The following is a 20,493-nucleotide window of genomic DNA, read 5'->3' as shown; positions in this document are numbered from 1 at the left end:
TTACTTATTATTTAAATGTTTTACCAACTCCCTTGCTTTAGCTAAATCAGCCTGTTGTCCTATATCAATCCAAGTTCCATTTAATGGATATCGAATAACCCTATGATTATTGCCAATAAGTCTTTCAATTAAATCCGTTGCATTAAAGAATTCATCTTTTGGTATCAAATCAAGTGCTTCACGCTTGATAAGGTAAATACCACCATTAGCATAATAGTTATAATTAGGCTTTTCAAGTAATCCCTTAATATTTCTTCCATTTAAGTCTAGTATGCCAAATGGAATATTAACATTATAAGGAACTGCAGCAACGCTCATCATGGCATTATGCTCTTTAAAATGCAAATAAAAGTCCTCAAAATCTATATTTGTAAATAAGTCAGAATTCATAAGTAGCACAGTATCATTATAGAATTTTTTAACGAACTGAACACTTCCTATCGTACCAAGAAATTTTGGTTCTTCAATAGTTGTTACCTTAACTCCGTTAAAAGGTTTGGTGAAATGCTCGTGCATTTGTTCCTTTAGGTAATTAACAGTTACGTTAATATGCTTTACCCCATACTCAATAAGTCTATCAATATTGTAATCGATAATGCACTTATCACCTACTTTTACTAATGGTTTTGGTATCTTTTCTGTTAAAGGTCTTAATCGTTCGCCTTTACCACCAGCCATCAATACGGCATCAATAGGTAGTAGAGATTTATGGGTTCGAAGATTAAACACTTCAATTATATGTTTCTCATTATCCAATACTGGTATTACCCAAATTCCAAGTTCACGAAATTTGTGCAAATTACTAAGCGTATTCTTATCAGTTCCAAGAATATACTTAAAGTTAGTATTCATTGCGTCACATATACTACCATTTACAGAACCACCATTTATTAGATAACGCCTAATATCCCCATCCGTAAGTGTACCTATTAATTGAAGTGTTCTTTTATCTAAAACAAAGAGCGTATAAACTTTATTTTCAATAAATTCCAGTTTATTTAAAGCCTCAATAACAGTAGCAGTACTCAAAATAATATTCTCTGACATATGATTATATATCTAAATTCATTGATTTCTTTAGTTGCTCAATCTTATATATCCTTTGAGTCCCCCACCAAGGTGAAAGTTCTTGTTTTCGAACAAGAGCAGGTGAGCCTGCTATAAGTATATCATTTTGATTGAAAGTATTATTAACAAGTGAATTAGCTCCTATTTGAACATTATTACCCAAGGTAAGGTTACTTGTCATAATTACACCAGATCCAATCAAACATGAATCATCAATCACCTTACCAATATCAGTAAGCCAGATGCTTGTGAATATTTGCCTATTAGATTACTATCACCTATAACAATTGTTCCATGATGGGGTAGATAGTATCCATATCCCAAAGAATCGAATCCGATACTAAATCCAAGAATATATGACAATTTTATCAGTCTTATTTGATTATATTTATAGGATAATAAATTTAAACGACCATTTTGATGCCTATAGTATGATGTTTTCCTTAAACATTCTAGGTAATTATTTTTTAATCTGGTGAAAATAATTTCATAATTCTTCTAAAAAAAGAATAATGAAATACAACATCATTCTATCAGAAAGAATATAAAATTTTAATTCATTTTTTGTCCTTACTATTGCTCATAAGAAATTCTGCATACTTAAAATCGTCAATAAAATCAATATCAATAGATCTTTCTCTCGGCATAATATAAGCATAAGATTTATCTGTATAATATTTTTTTTGGCGAATCATTTCTGTAGAGAATACATATACAGCCCCATTAGGATAATATGTTATAGGAAGTTCCTGTCTATTAGCAATTGTACCTTCGAAAATATCTTCGAGCTTATTATTTTCGTCTATTTTTTTATGCCAGAAAATAGGATGAGCTTCTTTCACGTAAGTTACAACAGAGTCTGCATTGCGAGCATTAAATAATTCAACTGCACCGTCAATATCTTCAGCTATACGTAAAGGGGATGTTGGCTGAAGAACAACAAATGAATCAATCTTTGTGTTCCATTCTTTTTCAAGTCTGCCAATGGTATAGATATAATTATCTACAGCCATTGCAGTGTCTGAAGCCAATTCTGCAGGACGCATAAAAGGAACCTCTGCTCCATATTTTTTAGCAACCGCAGCTATTTCCTCGTCATCAGTAGAAAGAATGACATGATCAATAGATTTGGATTTAAGGGCTGCCTCAATTGTATATGCAATCAGAGGCTTATCACACATCTCCTTGATATTTTTTCCTGGAAGTCCTTTAGAACCTCCACGAGCAGGAATAATAGCTATCATTTTACGAGATCCTCCCAAAACAAAGTTTTATTTTCCTCAATGTCACGATTTACGTGACGACCGATAACTTCTTTAAACCTATCTGCCGGGATTCCTGTTCCAGGACGTTTGAAGAGAATATCGTTATAAGTGATTTCCTGACCAGCTTTAAGCGAATCTGCAGTTGTAATGCTTCTACGGAATTTTTTCTGCTTTGCTATTTCATCATCAGAAACAACCTTAATTCCATTTCCTAACGCATCAACAATTCGCTTAGACTCTGATGCAATAATACGCATTTCTTCAGGATTTGCAGATACTTTGTGATCCCAACCTGGAAGATTCTTATCAAGAGTAAAATGCTTTTCAATTACAGTAGCTCCAAGTGCAATGGCCGCTAGAGGTATAGAAAATCCAAATGTATGGTCAGAATAGCCGACTTCCATGCCAAATGCTTGACGAAGTGTATGAAGGAAATTGAGGTTGACATATTCATCCTTAGGAGGATATAGCGAAACACAATGTAAAAGTGTCACATTATGCTTGAATCTCTCTGGTATAAGCTTTACAACAGCTTCAATCTCTGCAAGACTTGCCATACCGAGTGCTATCTGTGTAGGATAGTCTTTAGAAATTACATACTCTATAAGATCTAGATTTGTTACATCACAAGATGCAACCTTGAGATTTGCACATTTCTGATCAATACAGAAGTCAACATCCTTCTTTGTGAATGCAGATGTACCATAATCAATACCAAGTTCACGAGCGTAATTAAAAAATTCAATGTGCTCCTGCTCTTGTACTGCAAACTTATCAACCTGCTCAAAGATGTTGTTAAGCCCAAGTTCCTTAGTTGACCAATTAGAAACGTTTTCCAATTTTACAACTCCATCATTAAGTTCCTTCAAATGATCTTCTGTCCAAAGATCCTCTCTTCTATAGAGTTGAAACTTAACAGCATCAGCACCACATTCCTTTGCTGCCTTGATCATTTTTTTTCCTAACTCGATATCACCATTATGGTTACCACCTATTTCTGCTACGATGTAAGGATATTTACCCATATCTTATATTTTAATATTTTCCCACCAAAGAGGATATGTAATTTTATTATTTTGCAATAAAGTAGAAACCTGAATATCAGTCAGATTTTTCTCTTTACTATATTTTTTTGCTAATTCTTCAAATTCCGTAAAAGAAGATGAAAGATATCTATAATGCATTGCTTTTAGTGCCAATTTCTTTTTATAGTTATCTAGTGTTTCATTATTGATACCAATCATATTATCACTATACTGACGATAATATGTAATCATCTCATTTGAAAAGACAGCCTTATGTCCAGCATGAAGTAGTAATGTATAAAAGAACCAATCAACTACTGCAACATCCTGGGGTATTGATAGTTTCTCCGGTATGAGTTCTGCACGAAATGCAGAATTTGAAAAACCTATTACATTTTTCTCCTTGATAAATTCAAAACCTATTATAATCCCACTTTTCAATCTGTGAGAAATATAATTAGTAACAAGTTCTTCCCCATTTATATTAACCAAATCAAACTCATTGGCAACAATCTCATACTTGGATAGAAGATCTTTCGTTTTCTGTACTCTGTTTGCAGAAAAGAAATCGTCGCTATCTGCAAGGATAACATACTTATATTCTTTCTGCTTAGCTAGATTCAAACCATAAATACGATTCTCTGAAATTGTACCTTTGTAATCTTTTATAGAAACATTCAGTGATGGATGACAATCGATCATTGATTGTAATGATGTAAGCCCATCATTCACAATAATAATGTCAAATTCCTTATTTGTCTGAGTTTCACAAGATTTTAAAAAATCTTCAAAATAAGGTTCTATCAGAGGATAAGTAAAAGTCAATATGACAGTATCATTCATTTCGTTTTTACTTTGATAATGGCTGGATTACCTGCATAAATACCTTTCTTTGATATAGATTTTCTGACAACGGAACCGGCTCCAATAATTATGTCTTCACCGACTGTGATGCAATTAGCCAATACAGATTGACTACCGACAAATACTCGTTCTCCTATCTTGCATTCACCATTAATCATTGCCCCTGTTGAAATATGACATTGGTCGCCAATTTCGGCATCATGTTCAATATTAACAAAAGTGTTAATGATAACATTCTTGCCTACTTTTGCACTTGCATTTACAAATGCATGGTGGAGAACAACTGTACCTTCACCTATTGTTGCATATTTAGATACAAGAGCAGTTGAGGCAACAACAGTCGCCAACTTACCGCCAGCCTCTTTTACTTTATTAAAAATCTTTATACGAATGATCGGATTCATGATAAAGCCAACAGTAATGACAAATTCTACCTGATCAACATATGTAGGAATATCATCATCAGTACCAATCACCTTATAACCAGGGAGTACCTCATTACCTACATCCTCAGGCATATCAAGTATCCCAAGAATGCTGTAGCCAGCGCTCTCAGCAGCTTCAATCACTGACTTGCAATGACCGCCTCCGCCTATAAGTATTAGTGGTTTATTCATTATTCCCTTGATAAATCAGAAGGACGTACAGAGCTTGGGATATTAACTACACGATCAGCAAAGTAGATAGTGTTCTTCAATCCGTCATTCTCACAATTCTCAAACATTGGCAAACGATTCATGAGTTCCCAGATAGGACGAGTCATAACACCATTATCGTTTGTCTGAGTAAGGAAATCAATCTGTGCTTCCTTATCCTTGAGAATAACAGCATTGAGCCAATAGTTTGAATATGTATCTGGAGAGTCTACAAAGAACTCAATATCCTCTACATTCTTGAAATATGCTTCATATTTTGCAGCAACCTTGCGCTTGCTTGCCACATACTTATCAAGATTTTCTAGCTGGGCACAACCAAGGGCAGCATTAATGTTAGGCATACGATAGTTGTAGCCTACATGATCGTGACGGAACTCCCAACGATGGGATATCTTAGCCTGAGTGGTTATATGCTTAGCATAAGCACCAAACTCCTCATCATTGAAAAGCAACATACCACCACCACCAGTAGTGATTGTTTTGTTACCATTGAAGCTGATAGCACCTACCTTACCAAAGGTACCGGTATGCTTGCCTTTATAAGTTGAACCTATAGATTCTGCAGCATCCTCAACAAGTTCGATATGCCATTCTGCACAAAGTGCTGCAATTTCCTCTATGCGTACTGGATGACCGAATGAGTGCATTGGTACGCAAGCTTTAATTCTACGACCAGTATTCTTGTTGTAACATGCAAGTTCATCTTCTTGATATGCAAAATCAAAACTCTTATCGAGTTCTCCAATGCGAGTGTTCTTACGAACCTCTGCATTCTTTTGGAGCCATGCTTTCATGGCATCTGGAGAGAGTCCCATTGTAGAACGGTCAACATCCAAAAATACGGCATGAGAACCAATGTAACTCAATGCATTACAAGTAGCGATAAAGGTCAGCGCCTGTGTAAGCACTTCATCATCCTTTTTGACGCCAACCAACTGCAATGCCATGTGAAGTGCATTGGTACCGCTCACACAAACTACAGCCTTCTTAGCGTCTGTATATTTAGCCATATCTTCTTCAAAGCGATCAACAAACTTACCTACAGAAGAAACGAAGGTGGTATCAATACACTCATTGAGATATTTCTTTTCATTGCCCACAAAAACGGGAACAGCCAGTGGGGTAAACTCTTGGTTACCATATACTGACTTAATAAAGTCTACCGTATTTTTATAATCAGCCATGTTTATTCTCTATTGTTTTCGAGTTAAACTCTCAAGGATACTTTTCAATATTACATTTTCTGATCAAGGTTCTTACCGGTCTCTTCATGCTCGAAGTTAGGGATAAACTTCTTAATAGCTTCTACAACCTGAGCCTTGGTGAAATCTTCATTAGAGAAAAGGGTTTCAAGATCAATGAAAAACTGATTAACCTCTTCCATAGGACGTCTTGTTGTTTCCTCTACAACACCAAGCGCCATATAGCGCTCCATATTGATTTGTTCTCCAGGAACATAAAATTCTTCGTAAGCCTTCTCACCGGTCGTATCGCTCTTGAAATAAACAACAGGATAAGAATCACTTTCGTAACTCATATTGGCTGCATACTGCTTAGCAGCAGGTTCATTATCACACTCGACTTTCTTGAAGCCTTCAGCTTTCACGAAGTCGTCACAGATAGCAGAGAAGGTCAGCATCTGGTCTTCTCCCAATTTAGGAAAGAATACTTCGCCACCCTTACCAAGAATACAAGCCAACATACAGATCTGACCCGATTCTTCTGGTGATACGAAATAACGTTTTACATCAGAAGGTGCTGCCAATGGCTGTTTTTTCTGCAAACGATGCAACCATCCATCAGGAAGTGAACCATTTGAGAATGCTACATTAGCAAAACGTGCAGCTGTAACTTTAAAATACTTGTTGTAAGCCATTACCAAATCTTCCATGATGCGCTTTGATGCGCCCATGATGTTCACTGGATTGGCGGCCTTATCTGTAGAAACGCAGAAGAAATGCTTTGGTGGATATACAGTGAGCAAATCCATCAACTTCTTTGCCTTGATATCGTTATTTTCAATAAGTGCCTGTACACTATAGCGATCTTTCTCAGAACGCACATGTTTATGAGCTGAGAAATTGGCTACAATATCGAAACCTTTCTCCTCGCGAAAGATACGCTCGAAGATAGAATCTGCAAAATTGAGGGTGTAACAGCGGAACTCCTCTGGCACATAGAGTCCTTCAGTAGAACGCACATCACGAACCAGCTCAGCCAGTCCGTTCTCGTTGAGGTCAACGATAACGACACTTTTTGGTTCAAAGCGCAACACCGCCTTTATGAAGCTGGAACCGATTGATCCGGCACCACCTATGACACATACTTTCTTATTCTTAATTTCAGCGATAAGTGTTTTCCGGTTCGCCTCAATATCTGCTGCAAACATGCTGACAGGACGTGAAGTCACCGAATCAGCTATAAATTTTTCTAAGTTAAACATATATATGGTAAGCACTCTATTCAGGGCCTCTCCCTTTGAAAGGGCACATAACTGTGACCTAAACCGAGTTTTGTTAATTAATTAGTTTTGAATTTAACATTAGCTTGCAACAAACTTCTTTTTAAACAAGCTGCATGAATGGTCATCAAATGGGAACATTGCGAGACGCTTAGTCTTTCACTTCCTCCCACGGATAAGGATTCTCCATCACGTTCTGAAACTCATCAACAGCTTCCTGCTGTTCGGCAGTCAGCAATGCAGCATTCCAAGAGGCAATGATGGAGTGAGCTTCATCTGCCAAAGGCTCATCGAAAACCTCTCCATAACAAGCAGTGAGCAGACGGAGCTTCAGCAAAGATGCGGGAAGAGTATCCAGAATATCCCAACAACGGTTCAGAACCTCCTGCACATGCTGCTGTTTCTCACCGTGGTCGACAAACGAGGCACTATAACCCATTAAAAGAGCGAGACATACATTGGCCTGTTCCTCCACTGTAGTGCCCCAAGTGCCGGAATTATATAAAGTTGTAGTCAAACGATAAACTTCACCATTACGACGCGACAAGTCATCACTATAAATAGGACTCCCGTCCATACCCAAATACATCAGATCGTGCGCAGCACGCTGAAGGAGGAGTGCTTCTTCTAAAAGAGACATATTATTTCAGATTTATGATTTTAGATTCTAAAGAGGAAAAAAGATACTTCGCCACATCCTACATAGTGATCGTTATTTGATCACTTCTATAAGGTCCGGATGGATGGTGGCCATGGCAACAGCAATGACACCTTGTATCTCTATAACCACACGGCGGTCACGTGCACCCTTTACTTTCAGAAAAATACCCTCCTGACCTGCAAAGTCACCACCCGTAATACGGACTCTAGTTCCTTTCGACAGATTCAACTCTTCGGGCTGGAAATAAAGCAAATGGTCGTTATAGGTTCCGGCAACGGCGATGAAGCGCTGCATCTCATGGTCGGGAATAATTATCTTCTGACCACTGCGAGTATCGGTTATATATTGCAAATAAGTAATTTGAGACTTAACACGCTGTACGTCGGAAGGACGTGCATGGACAAAAACCAGATTACGGATGACGGGAACCAAAGTACGGACTTTCTTACCCTTACGGATACTTACCTTATATTGCATGGGGACAAAACAGCCGAGGTTCTCCTTCTCGAGAAGATGCACCGCATCAAGCTCTCTGCGGTATGTGGCACGCATGGCATGCCAGACTTCAACCTCGTTATCCGTTTCCATTTTCGTTGTTTTGTTCACAAAAGAGTATTCCTCTGGGGCTTTGAACCCTCGATATATACCTGGTATCCAATCATTTGCGAGCAACTTATGTAAAATACAGCAAGCATTGTGCCCTTCTTGCCAACAGTTTTTTTGCAGTTCGTCATTACCTTCTGGTAAGAGACTATAAACGAACGGATTACAAACAAAAAGCGTTTTTTAAACGTTCGTTTAATGGACGTCAAATTTCAGGAAATGAAATAGGGAATGAGTTAATAAAAGGGAATGGAAATTTTAAATATTAAATAAGATACTTAATATACTGAATTACTGTAGATTAAACTGAAATACGATGGGTTTTCCAAAATATTTTTATTAAACATTTTGAGGATATAAAAAACAGTCTTATCTTTGCGTCCATTAAACGAACGTTTAAAAAACACTTCCAAGTCAAAGTCATTTCCATTTATATATCAACGCATTAACCCATCATAAAGATAAAACCCAGCTTTTTATCTCCATCCTTACTCCGCAAAAACAAAAAACTTGATATACCTTTGCATTTATTTTACAAACTACAGTAATTTTAATTATTAACCCAAAAACATTAGAAAATGAAGGCAAAAGAGACACTCCAAAGTAAGGAAAAAAAACAAAAAGAGCCCCCCTAGAAACGAATGTAAAGCACGGCATATCAGCTCCGAAAGCGGGAGTAGGACGTCCCTCAAGTGGGGAGGTTATAGGAATACTGCCACAATATAGGAAAGAAGTCATTAAAGACATCATCCTATGGAAAAAATCAAGATACTTTATAGAAGAAAAGCCGACAAGCAACAAGGCATTAGCACAATGGGCATACTCACATTTCGACTTCAGAACGCCAGACTATAAAAGACTGTCAGAAAATACTATAATACAAGAGTTCGGTGAAGTGTGGCGGGAAATGAAGGTAGCAGGAGAGATATAGGGAATAAAACAAAAAAGGGCAGAAACCACGAAACTTATTGACAACAATTAAATATAAACAACTTAAGGAATAAACCACTTATCTTTGCCGCCACTTTGGTAAGGATGAAGCCACACCGCCTATAGATGCCGCTTTCTCAACGAATGCGGCATCTTTTTTATATACAAGCGTACCTCCTGCCAAACTAATACAATTATTAATTTTAAAGACAACAAGATGAGAAAGTCGACAAAGAACGCCCCACTTCACGAGGCACTGAGAAACCTATGGAAAATACGTATCATGCTGGAAAAGAACTACACGGAAACATGCGCCACATGGATGGCCCAACGGATAGAAAGCCTGATAGACCACATGCAATACGGACACGCACTCATAGCCTACCACAAGCAGGACGGGACATTCAGGCTGGCGAAAGCCACCCTACTGCCCTACAAGGCAGACTTCAGAAAAGATTATGACATCACAAGAGTCACAAGCACCATAGCCTTCTGGGACGTGGAACTGCAGGCATGGAAAACCTTCCAGCTGGAAAACGTCCTCGAATGGAGTCCCGTATGCTAACCATTAATCATTAATCATTAATCATTAATCACTAATCATTAATCACTAATCATTAAACACTAAAAACAATGGCCATGATGTACGGGGGAATGCTATACTTCCCCCTCAAAGTAAATCTATTCGAAGAGATAGCAGTGGAACTGGTGGAAGCCAAGTTCGGACTGAAAGGAACGGCGGCGGTAATGAAGCTGCTGTGCAAGATACACAAGGAAAACGGATATTACCTGAAATGGAACGCGGAGCAATGCACACTGTTCACAAACAAGGCGGGAAAGGACATCAACGAGCAGGAGATGCAGGGAATCGTGGACATCCTGGTGGAGAAAGCCTTTTTCGACCCCAAAACCTATAAGGAGCAAGGGGTGCTGACCTCTACCGAGATACAGAAGGTATGGCTGGAAGCCACCAAACGAAGAAAAAGGGACCTCACCACCCTGCCCTATCTGCTGGTAGAGACGGAAGAGGACAAGCCGGACAAGGACAAGACTTGTACGCAAAAACGGGAAAATTGCACGCAGGATACAGACATTTTCCCCGAAAATGCATGCAATTCCAAACAAAGCAAAGAAAGCAAAGTAAAAGAAAGCAAAGCAAAAGAAAGTAGAGCACTTCCCCCTCTTACTCCCCCCGGGGAAAGCGGAGGAGCGCAGGGAAATCCTGATTTAGACATTCCCGGATATGCCTACAACAGGAATACACACAACCTGGAATGCCTCATGCTGAATCTGGAAAAGCTCTACATCACCGACCGGGAGGAAATCAGGAAGATTCTGAAGTTATCGGACTACGGTAGGCTGGGAAACTACGTCTGGAAAATATTCAATGGGACGAACTGGAGCAAGGTGAACAGCAAGGGAGGATACATCATCTCGGTACTGGCGAGGGAGAAGCGGAGTACGGGAAGCTGATTCCGCAGGACACAAGCTATCAATAACATGTCATGCAGGAAATCAATAACGTGTGATACAAAAAACAAATATCGTGCCGGCAGGAAATTAATTCCTTGCCGACACGATATGAATTTCTTCTTCGTCCTTAAAACTATACCTTATAATCATGCCGGTATTCAGTGCAAAACCTCTGCAATTCAATAAAAAATGGCTGGAACACAGCAAACAGTTCCTCATCGTGCTCTTCAAGGTAACGAATAGCCTTGTCTACGGATATATCAATATGATGATATTCCACCATGATGTTCAAAGACTCTCTTATTCCGTTCAGAGTGGCGTATTTCTGCAAACGGTCGGTCAGGATAAAATGCCAGATGAAACGTTTGAACCGTACCGGAAGATAGCGGTAATTGATGAGGAGGGAAAGATAGAAAGTCCGGGTATACCTCCTCAAGGAAACTCCGGAGAACGACTCGAAACGGGAAGCCAGCAAATAATCGAAATAAATATCCAGCAATACCCCCGAATACCGTCCGAATTCAGGTTGAAGCCTATGCACCACCTCGCAAACTGCCGGATGATGGTCGGTATAGTCGTCAATAGCGCGGTGAAGCTGAATACCCTTGGCTATATCCGGCGGATAATTCTTATAGGAGCTTCCCTTTACGGCATCGCCTACAAAATTGCCCAACTGTACTTTTCTGTTCGAACCGGAAAGGAATATATGTGCCAGGTAGTTCATGACAAAAGATTTACCAGCTCCTTGCAAAGACACTCCTTCACCTCTTCCATCGGCACCTCGTGTCCCAGCTCTTTCTGCAAAGAAGTGACACCCTTGTCTATGAATCCGCAGGGATTGATATAGCTGAAATAACGTAAATCGGTATTCACATTCAGTGCCAATCCATGCATGGTGACAAAATGGCTGCTGCGCACGCCGATGGCACAAATCTTACGGGCACGGGGAGTATCGCCCTCCAGCCATACGCCCGTTGCCTTCTCCAGGCGTCCGGCAGCGATGCCAAACGAAGCACAAACGCGAATTACCGCCTCTTCCAGCAGATGCACATACTCCTTCAACCCCAAAGAAAAGTCCTCGAGGTTCAGAATAGGATAACAGACCAACTGTCCCGGACCATGATACGTAATGTCTCCACCACGGTCAATATGATAGAGCGTAGCCCCTATCCTGCGCAGTTGTTCTTCTCCCAGCAGCATATTCCTTTCTTTCCCACTACGCCCCAATGTATAGACATGGGGATGCTCGCAGAGCACAATATGATTGACATAGCCCTCTCCTGCCTGCTTGGCATGTACAAGTGCGTCAAACCACTCCGTCTGCCGGCTCCACGCCCCGGCATAAGGAATCATGTCCCAATCTGATATTTCCAGTTTCATGCAAGCAAATATAGCACTTTTTTGAATTCTAAAAAGAACATTTCATTTTAAAAACAGAATGTCTTCCGTTACTTTTTCCCGGAAAAGAATTACCTTTGTGCGAACTCTAAACGACAAAGCGTATGGAATTTCCTCAAGTCGACCTGCCAGTAGACATGATTGCATGGACTGAAGTAACGGAAGACATTCTAAACATATACAAACAGTCGTGCCGCCTGAAAGCATGCATCTTTGCACTATGCATAGAAGGTTCCATCACGGTATCCATCAATCTGATGGATACGGAAATCAAGCAAGGGGATTTCATTACCCTGCTTCCCGGAACCATCATACAGTTTTACGAACAAAAGGAAAAAGTATGCCTGGGATTCGTGGGGTTTTCTTCCCATTGCCTCAATGGAGTCAACCTCATCCAGTCTACATTAAGCTCCTTCTCCAACATACTGGAGTATCCGGTACTGGCTGTCAACCCTACCGTCGCCTCCTATTTCAAGGACTATTTTGCCTTATGGGCACGCATCACGACCGGTCCCTATCCTCCCGATACAAAAATGGCTCAAAGCACATTGAACATGCTCCTCAGCGGCATAGACAGAATGTATTGCCACCGTCCGCAGATGCAAAAAGGGAATAAGAGCCGGAAAGAGGAAATATGCCGCGAACTGGTGCAGCTCGTCATCGAAAACTATACCCGCGAACGCCGCGCGCAATTCTATGCCGACAAACTGGGCATCTCCCTGCAACACCTCAGCACCACCGTGAGGCAAGTGACCGGCAGAAATGTATTGGACATCATCGCCCACGTCGTCATCGTAGACGTGAAAGCCAAGCTGAAATCAACCAACATGACCATTCAGGAGATTGCCTATTCCCTAAACTTCCCCAGTGCTTCCTTCTTTGGAAAATACTTCAAGAGGCACATGGGCATGAGTCCGCTGGAGTATAGGAACAGCTGAGAATACAGCCGTCAGAACCTGGAACTCAGACGAAGGCTGCTCAAAGCCACGGATACACAGGAAAGAGCCATGGCAGCACCTGCCAGCGCAGGACTCAGCAGGATGTCATAGACGGGATAGAGTACTCCGGCTGCGACAAAGATACCTACTGTATTATAGATGAAAGCCCAGAACAGATTCCGGTACATGAGGCTCACAGTCTGGCGAGACAACCGGAAAACTTTGGGCAACAGCAGCAGGTCTGAAGTCCTGAGAGTAATCATGGCGGTGTCCATCAACGTATCGGTCCCCTTTCCCATGGCAATGCTTACATCAGCACAGCTCAAGGCTCGCGCATCGTTCACGCCGTCACCTACCATGGCGACCGTTTTACCCTGAAGCTGCAGCTTATGGATGAAATCCTCTTTGTCATCGGGCATGGCATCGGCCACAAAACGCATGATACCCAAACTGCCGGCCACGGAAGAAGCCGTACGCTCACCGTCTCCCGTAAGCATGCATATCTCGATGTCCTGGATACGCAGTTCCCGGATAGCTTCCATAGAAGTCACCCTCAACTGGTCCTTGATGGCAATAACGGCAAGCAAATCGTTCTCACGCCCAAAGTAGACTATGCTGTTTCCGTCCGATTCATATTGCGTCAGCATATCGGCCAGAATATCCGACAAATTGGCTTGATAATCTTTCAGCAGTTTATGGCTTCCTACCCAATATTCCGCACCTTGATAGGCCACTCTGACACCTTTTCCGGCAATGCTTTCGAAACCGTCCAAATGGGCAGGGATAACCTGCTCCTCCCCTTCCAGGGCCGTAACGATAGCTTCTGCCAGAGGATGGTCCGAAGTAGACTCGGCGGCAAGCAGTACATCTTTATAATGCTCCTCCTGCCCTTGCGCCCACAGCCAGCCTATTACCGTAGGATGCCCTTCTGTCAGAGTCCCGGTCTTGTCGAATACCACCACATCCACATTACGCATCTGCTCTAAAGCGGAAGTGTCCCTGATAAGGATATGATTGCGGGCAGCTTTATTGAGGCCCGCCGCCAAAGCTACTGGAGTGGCCAGCCCTACCACACACGGACAAGCCACCACCAATACGGACAAAGCGGCAAACAGACCGTGTGACACTACATCTATGCCTCCGAAGAACACCCATATAAAAAAGGTCAGCAGGGAAATGATGAGAATGACCGGGACAAAAAGCTCGGCAACACGGTCGTCAATGCGTTGCTTCTCCGGCAGTACGCGGGCTGCGTTATGCTGCCAGCCTCCCAACCGGCAGATAGCCGCCGACACATTTCGCCGGGCACGTTCCTCCATAAAGTCGCCGGTCAGGGAAAAGGCGATGATGACGGCGGCAACCCCATAATAGACATTCGGTTCCAGCCCGATGCCCAGCCAATAATCCGGGAAGAAAGTGTTGAACACACTGAACAGAAAAGCCACAGAGGTGGTAAGCGCCACCAGACGGTCTATATTGTTGCGGCCCGACCGGGTTCCCTTCCAGGCACCGGCATAAAAAGGAGCGCCGAAAAACAGCAGTACCGGAATTGCCAGTACCATCTGTATTTCACGGGTATAGGGTACATGCACAAAGACTGTAGAAAACAGTATCAGTACGATGGCAAAAAGCCATGCACCGACGACGCGCAATCCCGTGCTGTGCATATCCGGCACGGGATGTGCCTTAGTAATTATATTGCTCATTCGATTTATTTTTTAGATGGTTGTTGTTCCGCTTTAATAAAGCAACAACTGGAATGAGCAGTTTGTTCAATTACTTCTTATCGTCCTGCTTGGTTTCCTTGACAAACTCCGCTTCATAATGGAACTTTTGGAAACCTTCTTTCAACTTTTCCACATTGGTCTTGTCGGCATCATACGTGATGGTTACCGTCTTTGTCTTCAGGTCTGTGTGGAAGTCCTTCAGTCCCTTCTCAAAACGGATGTTATTGTTTATCTTCCTTACACAGTTCTCACACTTCATCTGTGCCACCTTGAACACGGCTGTACGGATGTCTTTTGCCATTGCGGCAGTCGTACAGAACAGTACGGCTGCCAAAGCAACTAAAAATCTTCTTGTTTTCATTGTTTTGCTATTGATTTAATAAATAATATTATATTCTCGGCAAGTTAAAACGGACACCTACATAGGCTTTTGCCCCATGCATCGGTCCCCACACCATCGTAGCATCAAAGTTGCTTCCCCAGGGATTGGAAGCATCGATGATGGGGTTTTTCTGCTTGAAGTTTGTCAGGTTCTCGCCACCGACGTATATAGACCAGCGACGGAAATAGCGCGTCACCTGGGCACTCAACTGCTCGAAGCCGCCATAACGCCTTTCCCACGACCAGTTGCCGTCTGTCAGTTCGTATGGAGCCGGCATGCGCCCGCCACCGTTCAACTGCAAAGTCACATCAAACTGCCACAATCCCAAAGGTGTCTGATAAGAAGCCGTCAGCAAACCTTTATACTTGCTGGTAAGGGGTTTCTCCATCAGCTCTCCGTTGTAATTCGTCTTGGCATCCGTCCAACGGTAAGCCGCGGTAAAGGTGAAACCCTGGAAGAACGGATAGCTTGCCTCCACCTGCACTACCTGCGAACAGGAACGGCCGTGAAGGTTGTAGAACAGAACGGCATGCGGGTCCGTATCCATATCCACCACCACCTGCTTGCTGAAATCCGTGTAATAGTATTCCGCATTCAGGTTCAAGGTTTTGCCGAACAAGGGAATATAGGCGGAAGTGCTTGCGCCATAGTTCCAGGCCTCATCCTGGTCAAGACGTTTGGCGATGTCTATCCGGCGGCTGCTTGCCAGCAGGTAGTTATTCTCGGCCAGCACATGGTTCGTGCGGTATCCCTTTCCTGCCGAAAGACGGAAATGTACATACTCGTTGGGATTGTACTTCACATGGAAACGCGGAGTGACGAAATAGCCGTACTCACTGCTATGGTCGCCGCGGATACCGCCCATCAGCACCAGTTTATCGTCCCAGTTGTAGGTGTACTGCACGTAGGCACCGGGGACGGCTTCTTTGGTGAATTTCTTTGTCAAAGGCTGTGCGGCGTCATTGTCCAGGCGGTAGTGCTGGTCGTAGGAGTCATAGTTGAAGCTCAGTCCGGCAGAAAGGCTTTGACGCTTGGTCAGTTCCGTCTCGAACAGCAAGGAGGCATAAGCGTTGTGCTGGTCCACATCGTAGATTTTCCGTCCGTACAAGGCATCCTGCTTGTGCAGGGAGCCGGAGAGAATCAATGCCAGGTTGGTATTCTTCTCCTTGTTGAATATATAGGCGTTCTTGGTGAAAGCTTCGTAGCGGTCGGTACCTATACTTATCTTATAAGGGTCTGCCAGGGACGTTTTGCCATGGCTGACTTGCCCGCTGTTGCGGTCTTCTGTAAGCACTTTGATGCCTGCCTGGAAGACGTAACGGTCGCCCATGTATGCCCAGCGGTTCCAGAGGTTGTACTGCTCCACGCGGGGGATGTCGGCAAAGCCGTCGTCGTTGCTGTCGTGAGCTTTGGTCTCATTCTCGTAATGCGCCAGCAAAGAGGTGCTCCAACGTTTGGAGAGTTTCACCGTGGCATCGGCATTGGCTTCATAACGGTTGGTGCTGCTGGCAAAGAGGTTGGCGGAAAACCAATCGGCTTCGGGCAACTGGGGTTTCTTGAATTCCACATTGATTTGTCCCGTGATGGCCTCATAGCCGTTCTTCACGGATGAACTGCCCTTGCTCACCTGAATACTCTGCATCCATGGCCCGGGTACATAACCCAGTCCGTAGGGGGCGGCAGAGCCGCGGTAGTTGGGGATATTCTCCGTCATCATCTGCACATACGTACCGGACAAGCCGAGAAGCTTGATTTGCTTGGCACCGGTGGCGGCGTCAGAGTAGGTGACGTCCACCGAGGGATTGGTCACAAAACTCTCTCCCAGGTTACAGCAGGCGGCACGACTCAACTCGGCGCTGCTTATCATATCTTCATTCATCACACTGTTGCGCAGCTTCATGGTGCCCAACTTACGGCTGACCACATTCACCTCGCTCAGTTCCACCCCTTCGCGCAAGACAATGTCGAGCGTCTCATTGCGGTTACTGACGTGTATCGTATCGTTCTCAAAACCGATAAAGCTGACTACAAGCATATGCTTGTCATTGGGTTTGGACAAGGAGAAAGTACCGTCCGCCGAAGTGGTGGTGCCTTGAGTGGTTCCCTGCCAGAAGAGGTTGGCACCCGCAATCGGGTCGCCCAAATTATCCTTTACCGTTCCCTTTACCTGCGCCTGCAAGGCGGTGAAAGAGAACAGAAGAATGGCTATCAAACTATATTTCATTTCTGTTTTATACTTAAAGAAGTGATTAAAAAACAAACAGTTCCCTCCGGACAATTCATGTCATTGCCCCGTATAAAACAACACTAAATGAGAAGCGTGGAATAGAGCGCCAGATAATGACGCGAGCCGACGACATATGGCGGTGCTCCTGAAACAACTCTCGGAGTACAAGCCACCTGCGGCAAGGAGTGATCAAACAGCGGCAGTTGCTCGCAAAACAGTGTAAGGAATGGCACGAACGAAACAGACTCGTGTGCATGCTTCACGAAATCCACCTTGTAGTAGACGGCTGTACAGCCGGTATCCTTACATGTTTGCCGTGAGGCACGATGTGTATTATGGCATTTGGAACAGCCGGAAGTGCAGCAGCTTTGCGTCGTCTCGCATCCGGCACAGCAATACTGAACTACAGAAATCCCCACTCCGCTTATAATGATAAGGGAGGAAAAGAGTACAGCCAGTATGTAACGGAGTTCCTTCATAAGCGCTGCAAAGATAGAAAGTTTTAACCGTTTGCCGGAATTAATTTTTCCTTTTTTATGTGTGCAGTTCGTTAATAAGTTCTATATTTGTCGATAAAGTTTTTTGATTGATATGTTGATTTATAAACGAAATTCAATATGAAAAAGCAAACTGTCAGCCTACTTGTCCTTCTGCTTGCGGCAAGCGGCTTTTTCTTTTCCTGCGGTAACACCGTGAACAAAAACGCATACGCGTTGGAGTTCGACAGTATACAAGTAAACGAAACCGTACATCTCTTCGGAGACACAGCCAAGCCGGCCTGCAACCTCATCCTCAACGTTGCCTACGCCAGCCAGTCATCCGACGTGAGGCTGAAAGACAGTCTGAACGCCTTCTTCCTCTCCGCCTGCTTCGGCGACAAGTACATGGCGATGACACCCGAAGAAGCTGTCAAGAAATATACGGAGAAATATGTCGGCGACTACCGCAATGACCTGGAGCCTATGTACAAAAAGGATGAGCAGGACAAGGAGGACGAAGAAAGCATAGGAGCCTGGTATTCCTATTATAAAGGAATCGAAAGCCATGTGCAGTTGTGCAATACCTTGGTACTGACCTACCGTATAGATTACAACGAATATACCGGCGGCGCACACGGCATCTATATGTCCACCTTCCTCAACCTCGACCTAAAGACCCTAAGCCCCATCCGCCTGGACGACCTCTTTGAAGGCGACTATAAGGAAGCGCTGACCGACTTGCTTTGGAAACAGCTGATGGCAGACAACAACGTCAGCACCCGCCAAGAGCTGGAGGACATGGGTTACGCCACCACCGGTGACCTGGAGCCTATCGAGAATTTCTACCTGGACCCAACGGGAATCACCTTCTATTATAATGTATATGAAATTGCCCCATACGTAATGGGAGCAACCAAAATCACGTTGTCTTATGAGGACATAGCCCCTCTGATGAACGGTAAATTCATTGTATTAAGCAGCGCTATAAAAACAGACGGCGAATAGGAACTGTAATCAATTGTCTATCAATATAAAATTCACAATGGATTTAATACTCAAATATTTCCCGGACTTGACGGAAGAACAGAAACGGCAGTTTGCCGCACTCTACGACCTCTATCTGGACTGGAACTCTAAGATTAATGTCATTTCACGCAAAGATATAGAGAACTTGTACGAACACCATGTGCTGCACTCTCTGGGCATAGCCAAGGTAATCAGGTTCAGACCGGGGACACAAATTATGGACCTCGGCACGGGAGGAGGCTTTCCGGGAATCCCGCTTGCCATCCTTTTCCCCGAAGTACAATTCCATCTGGTGGACAGCATCGGAAAGAAAGTACGCGTAGCCTCCGAAATAGCCAACAGCATCGGGCTGAAAAACATCACCTTCCGCCATGCCCGCGCAGAAGAGGAAAAAGGGAAGTTCGACTTTGTGGTGAGCCGTGCCGTGATGCCGCTGACAGACCTACTGAAGATTATCCGCAAGAACATCTCCTCCAAACAGCAGAATGCATTGCCCAACGGACTGATTTGCCTCAAGGGGGGCGAATTGGGAAATGAAACCATGCCCGTCAAGAACAAGACCACGTTGTGGGACTTGAAGGAGTTCTTTGAAGAGGAGTTCTTCGAGACAAAGAAAGTAGTATATGTAGGGGGATAAATCTAAATACATAATATGAAAATAAAGAGATTCGAATTTAATATGTTCCCGGAGAACTGTTATGTGCTTTGGGACGAAACCAATGAAGCGGTCGTCATTGACCCGGGCTGTTTTTATGAGGAAGAAAAGCAGGCCTTGAAAAACTTCATCATCAAGAATGGGCTGAATGTGAAACATCTGCTGAATACCCATCTGCATCTGGACCATATCTTCGGCAATCCTTTCATGCTGAAAGAGTTCGGTCTGAAGGCCGAAGCCAACCAGGCCGATGAGTTCTGGATTGACGAAGCGCCGAAACAAAGCCGCATGTTCGGCTTCCAACTGCAGGAAGCCCCCGTGCCCCTGGGCACTTATCTGCACGATGGAGACATCATCACCTTCGGCAATACAGAACTGGAAGCCATCCATGTGCCGGGACACTCGCCAGGCAGCCTGGTGTACTATTGCGCGGCAGACCACTGCATGTTCTCGGGGGATGTGCTGTTTCAAGGCAGCATCGGCCGTGCCGACCTTGCCGGCGGCAACTTCGACGAACTTATAGAGCATATTTGCAGCCGTCTGTTCATCCTGCCCAACGACACGATTGTCTATCCCGGACACGGAGCACCGACTACCATAGGAATAGAAAAAGCGGAGAATCCGTTCTTCCGGTAAATATACAGCAAACTTTTAA

The 20,493-nt window shown here is 43.4% G+C and carries 21 protein-coding genes; 6 read left to right on the top strand and 15 right to left on the bottom strand.

Annotated features, from left to right (window positions below; translation table 11 throughout):
- The 9 genes from NQ510_RS12125 to NQ510_RS12085 all read right to left on the bottom strand — a co-directional run bounded on the left by NQ510_RS12125 (position 1) and on the right by NQ510_RS12085 (position 8,588).
- The gene (locus NQ510_RS12125) at positions 1-1,047 is read right to left on the bottom strand and encodes a nucleotidyltransferase family protein (RefSeq protein WP_005828206.1); all 1,047 of its coding nucleotides are present in this window, start codon (positions 1,045-1,047) and stop codon (positions 1-3) included.
- Positions 1,048-1,625: 578 nt separating this feature from the next.
- A complete protein-coding gene (locus tag NQ510_RS12120; RefSeq protein ID WP_005828199.1) occupies positions 1,626-2,312 on the bottom strand; it encodes an acylneuraminate cytidylyltransferase family protein in 687 nt (228 codons plus the stop codon).
- Positions 2,309-3,358: an N-acetylneuraminate synthase family protein gene (locus NQ510_RS12115; protein WP_005828197.1), complete on the bottom strand. Its 1,050-nt coding sequence runs from the start codon at positions 3,356-3,358 to the stop codon at positions 2,309-2,311. Before NQ510_RS12115 ends, NQ510_RS12120 begins: the two co-directional genes overlap by 4 nt.
- 3 nt (positions 3,359-3,361) lie before the next feature.
- The gene (locus NQ510_RS12110) at positions 3,362-4,201 is read right to left on the bottom strand and encodes a glycosyltransferase (protein WP_005828195.1); all 840 of its coding nucleotides are present in this window, start codon (positions 4,199-4,201) and stop codon (positions 3,362-3,364) included.
- Positions 4,198-4,839 (bottom strand): acetyltransferase, encoded by a 642-nt coding sequence (locus NQ510_RS12105; protein ID WP_005828193.1) that lies wholly within the window; start codon positions 4,837-4,839, stop codon positions 4,198-4,200. The genes NQ510_RS12110 and NQ510_RS12105 overlap by 4 nt, the downstream gene beginning before the upstream one ends.
- Positions 4,839-6,062, bottom strand: coding sequence for a LegC family aminotransferase (locus NQ510_RS12100; protein WP_005828191.1), 1,224 nt, complete (start codon positions 6,060-6,062; stop codon positions 4,839-4,841). Before NQ510_RS12100 ends, NQ510_RS12105 begins: the two co-directional genes overlap by 1 nt.
- 50 nt (positions 6,063-6,112) lie before the next feature.
- On the bottom strand, positions 6,113-7,321 hold the full coding sequence (locus NQ510_RS12095; protein WP_005828189.1) for a UDP-N-acetylglucosamine 4,6-dehydratase: 1,209 nt from the start codon (positions 7,319-7,321) through the stop codon (positions 6,113-6,115).
- Between the two features lie 169 nt (positions 7,322-7,490).
- The gene (locus tag NQ510_RS12090) at positions 7,491-7,979 is read right to left on the bottom strand and encodes a UpxZ family transcription anti-terminator antagonist (protein ID WP_005828187.1); all 489 of its coding nucleotides are present in this window, start codon (positions 7,977-7,979) and stop codon (positions 7,491-7,493) included.
- Positions 7,980-8,051: 72 nt separating this feature from the next.
- Positions 8,052-8,588, bottom strand: a complete 537-nt coding sequence (locus NQ510_RS12085) for a UpxY family transcription antiterminator (RefSeq protein WP_005836355.1) — start codon at positions 8,586-8,588, stop codon at positions 8,052-8,054.
- Between the two features lie 1,162 nt (positions 8,589-9,750).
- On the opposite strand from NQ510_RS12085, the gene NQ510_RS12080 reads away from it, so the two are divergent.
- Positions 9,751-10,098: an SH3 beta-barrel fold-containing protein gene (locus NQ510_RS12080; RefSeq protein WP_005828178.1), complete on the top strand. Its 348-nt coding sequence runs from the start codon at positions 9,751-9,753 to the stop codon at positions 10,096-10,098.
- Between the two features lie 68 nt (positions 10,099-10,166).
- Entirely contained in the window at positions 10,167-11,006 is an 840-nt protein-coding gene (locus tag NQ510_RS12075) for a DUF4373 domain-containing protein (protein WP_005828176.1), read from the top strand.
- Between the two features lie 133 nt (positions 11,007-11,139).
- Here NQ510_RS12075 and NQ510_RS12070 read toward each other — a convergent pair whose 3' ends face one another.
- Together NQ510_RS12070 and lipB are read right to left on the bottom strand one after the other, a co-directional pair.
- Positions 11,140-11,730, bottom strand: a complete 591-nt coding sequence (locus NQ510_RS12070) for an acyl carrier protein phosphodiesterase (RefSeq protein ID WP_005828174.1) — start codon at positions 11,728-11,730, stop codon at positions 11,140-11,142.
- Entirely contained in the window at positions 11,727-12,398 is a 672-nt protein-coding gene (gene lipB, locus NQ510_RS12065) for a lipoyl(octanoyl) transferase LipB (RefSeq protein WP_227212744.1), read from the bottom strand. Before lipB ends, NQ510_RS12070 begins: the two co-directional genes overlap by 4 nt.
- A 110-nt stretch (positions 12,399-12,508) precedes the next feature.
- Here lipB and NQ510_RS12060 point away from each other — a divergent pair, with 110 nt between their 5' ends.
- Positions 12,509-13,342, top strand: coding sequence for an AraC family transcriptional regulator (locus NQ510_RS12060; protein ID WP_005828170.1), 834 nt, complete (start codon positions 12,509-12,511; stop codon positions 13,340-13,342).
- Between the two features lie 11 nt (positions 13,343-13,353).
- Here NQ510_RS12060 and NQ510_RS12055 read toward each other — a convergent pair whose 3' ends face one another.
- The 4 genes from NQ510_RS12055 to NQ510_RS12040 all read right to left on the bottom strand — a co-directional run bounded on the left by NQ510_RS12055 (position 13,354) and on the right by NQ510_RS12040 (position 18,157).
- Entirely contained in the window at positions 13,354-15,048 is a 1,695-nt protein-coding gene (locus tag NQ510_RS12055; protein WP_005828169.1) for a heavy metal translocating P-type ATPase, read from the bottom strand.
- Positions 15,049-15,118: 70 nt separating this feature from the next.
- A complete protein-coding gene (locus tag NQ510_RS12050) occupies positions 15,119-15,430 on the bottom strand; it encodes a heavy-metal-associated domain-containing protein (RefSeq protein ID WP_005828167.1) in 312 nt (103 codons plus the stop codon).
- 28 nt (positions 15,431-15,458) lie between these two features.
- On the bottom strand, positions 15,459-17,675 hold the full coding sequence (locus NQ510_RS12045) for a TonB-dependent receptor (RefSeq protein WP_005828165.1): 2,217 nt from the start codon (positions 17,673-17,675) through the stop codon (positions 15,459-15,461).
- 83 nt (positions 17,676-17,758) lie between these two features.
- Positions 17,759-18,157 carry a hypothetical protein gene (locus NQ510_RS12040; protein ID WP_034523146.1) on the bottom strand — a complete coding sequence of 133 codons (399 nt, stop codon included), beginning with the start codon at positions 18,155-18,157 and terminating at the stop codon, positions 17,759-17,761.
- 138 nt (positions 18,158-18,295) lie between these two features.
- On the opposite strand from NQ510_RS12040, the gene NQ510_RS12035 reads away from it, so the two are divergent.
- From NQ510_RS12035 to NQ510_RS12025, 3 genes are read left to right on the top strand one after another with little or no spacing between them, the layout of a single operon-like run.
- Positions 18,296-19,162 carry a DUF3298 and DUF4163 domain-containing protein gene (locus NQ510_RS12035; RefSeq protein ID WP_005828159.1) on the top strand — a complete coding sequence of 289 codons (867 nt, stop codon included), beginning with the start codon at positions 18,296-18,298 and terminating at the stop codon, positions 19,160-19,162.
- Positions 19,163-19,199: 37 nt separating this feature from the next.
- Positions 19,200-19,820 carry a 16S rRNA (guanine(527)-N(7))-methyltransferase RsmG gene (gene rsmG, locus NQ510_RS12030; protein WP_005828157.1) on the top strand — a complete coding sequence of 207 codons (621 nt, stop codon included), beginning with the start codon at positions 19,200-19,202 and terminating at the stop codon, positions 19,818-19,820.
- 15 nt (positions 19,821-19,835) lie between these two features.
- Positions 19,836-20,474 carry an MBL fold metallo-hydrolase gene (locus NQ510_RS12025; protein WP_005828155.1) on the top strand — a complete coding sequence of 213 codons (639 nt, stop codon included), beginning with the start codon at positions 19,836-19,838 and terminating at the stop codon, positions 20,472-20,474.
- The last annotated feature ends 19 nt before the right edge of the window (positions 20,475-20,493 follow it).

This window comes from Bacteroides uniformis (assembly GCF_025147485.1).
Taxonomy (GTDB): domain Bacteria; phylum Bacteroidota; class Bacteroidia; order Bacteroidales; family Bacteroidaceae; genus Bacteroides; species Bacteroides uniformis.
The sequence above is the reverse complement of the archived record's forward strand: the minus strand, read 5'-3'. Positions and strand labels throughout refer to the sequence as shown.

Bases quoted from the DNA above. Each gene is read 5' to 3' on its own strand.
- NQ510_RS12125 (WP_005828206.1), bottom strand. From the start codon at position 1,047: ATGTCAGAGAATATTATTTTGAGTACTGCTACTGTTATTGAGGCTTTA.
- NQ510_RS12120 (WP_005828199.1), bottom strand. From the start codon at position 2,312: ATGATAGCTATTATTCCTGCTCGTGGAGGTTCTAAAGGACTTCCAGGA.
- NQ510_RS12115 (WP_005828197.1), bottom strand. From the start codon at position 3,358: ATGGGTAAATATCCTTACATCGTAGCAGAAATAGGTGGTAACCATAAT.
- NQ510_RS12110 (WP_005828195.1), bottom strand. From the start codon at position 4,201: ATGAATGATACTGTCATATTGACTTTTACTTATCCTCTGATAGAACCT.
- NQ510_RS12105 (WP_005828193.1), bottom strand. From the start codon at position 4,839: ATGAATAAACCACTAATACTTATAGGCGGAGGCGGTCATTGCAAGTCA.
- NQ510_RS12100 (WP_005828191.1), bottom strand. From the start codon at position 6,062: ATGGCTGATTATAAAAATACGGTAGACTTTATTAAGTCAGTATATGGT.
- NQ510_RS12095 (WP_005828189.1), bottom strand. From the start codon at position 7,321: ATGTTTAACTTAGAAAAATTTATAGCTGATTCGGTGACTTCACGTCCT.
- NQ510_RS12090 (WP_005828187.1), bottom strand. From the start codon at position 7,979: ATGTCTCTTTTAGAAGAAGCACTCCTCCTTCAGCGTGCTGCGCACGAT.
- NQ510_RS12085 (WP_005836355.1), bottom strand. From the start codon at position 8,588: ATGGAAACGGATAACGAGGTTGAAGTCTGGCATGCCATGCGTGCCACA.
- NQ510_RS12080 (WP_005828178.1), top strand. From the start codon at position 9,751: ATGAGAAAGTCGACAAAGAACGCCCCACTTCACGAGGCACTGAGAAAC.
- NQ510_RS12075 (WP_005828176.1), top strand. From the start codon at position 10,167: ATGGCCATGATGTACGGGGGAATGCTATACTTCCCCCTCAAAGTAAAT.
- NQ510_RS12070 (WP_005828174.1), bottom strand. From the start codon at position 11,730: ATGAACTACCTGGCACATATATTCCTTTCCGGTTCGAACAGAAAAGTA.
- NQ510_RS12060 (WP_005828170.1), top strand. From the start codon at position 12,509: ATGGAATTTCCTCAAGTCGACCTGCCAGTAGACATGATTGCATGGACT.
- NQ510_RS12055 (WP_005828169.1), bottom strand. From the start codon at position 15,048: ATGAGCAATATAATTACTAAGGCACATCCCGTGCCGGATATGCACAGC.
- NQ510_RS12050 (WP_005828167.1), bottom strand. From the start codon at position 15,430: ATGAAAACAAGAAGATTTTTAGTTGCTTTGGCAGCCGTACTGTTCTGT.
- NQ510_RS12045 (WP_005828165.1), bottom strand. From the start codon at position 17,675: ATGAAATATAGTTTGATAGCCATTCTTCTGTTCTCTTTCACCGCCTTG.
- NQ510_RS12040 (WP_034523146.1), bottom strand. From the start codon at position 18,157: ATGAAGGAACTCCGTTACATACTGGCTGTACTCTTTTCCTCCCTTATC.
- NQ510_RS12035 (WP_005828159.1), top strand. From the start codon at position 18,296: ATGAAAAAGCAAACTGTCAGCCTACTTGTCCTTCTGCTTGCGGCAAGC.
- rsmG (WP_005828157.1), top strand. From the start codon at position 19,200: ATGGATTTAATACTCAAATATTTCCCGGACTTGACGGAAGAACAGAAA.
- NQ510_RS12025 (WP_005828155.1), top strand. From the start codon at position 19,836: ATGAAAATAAAGAGATTCGAATTTAATATGTTCCCGGAGAACTGTTAT.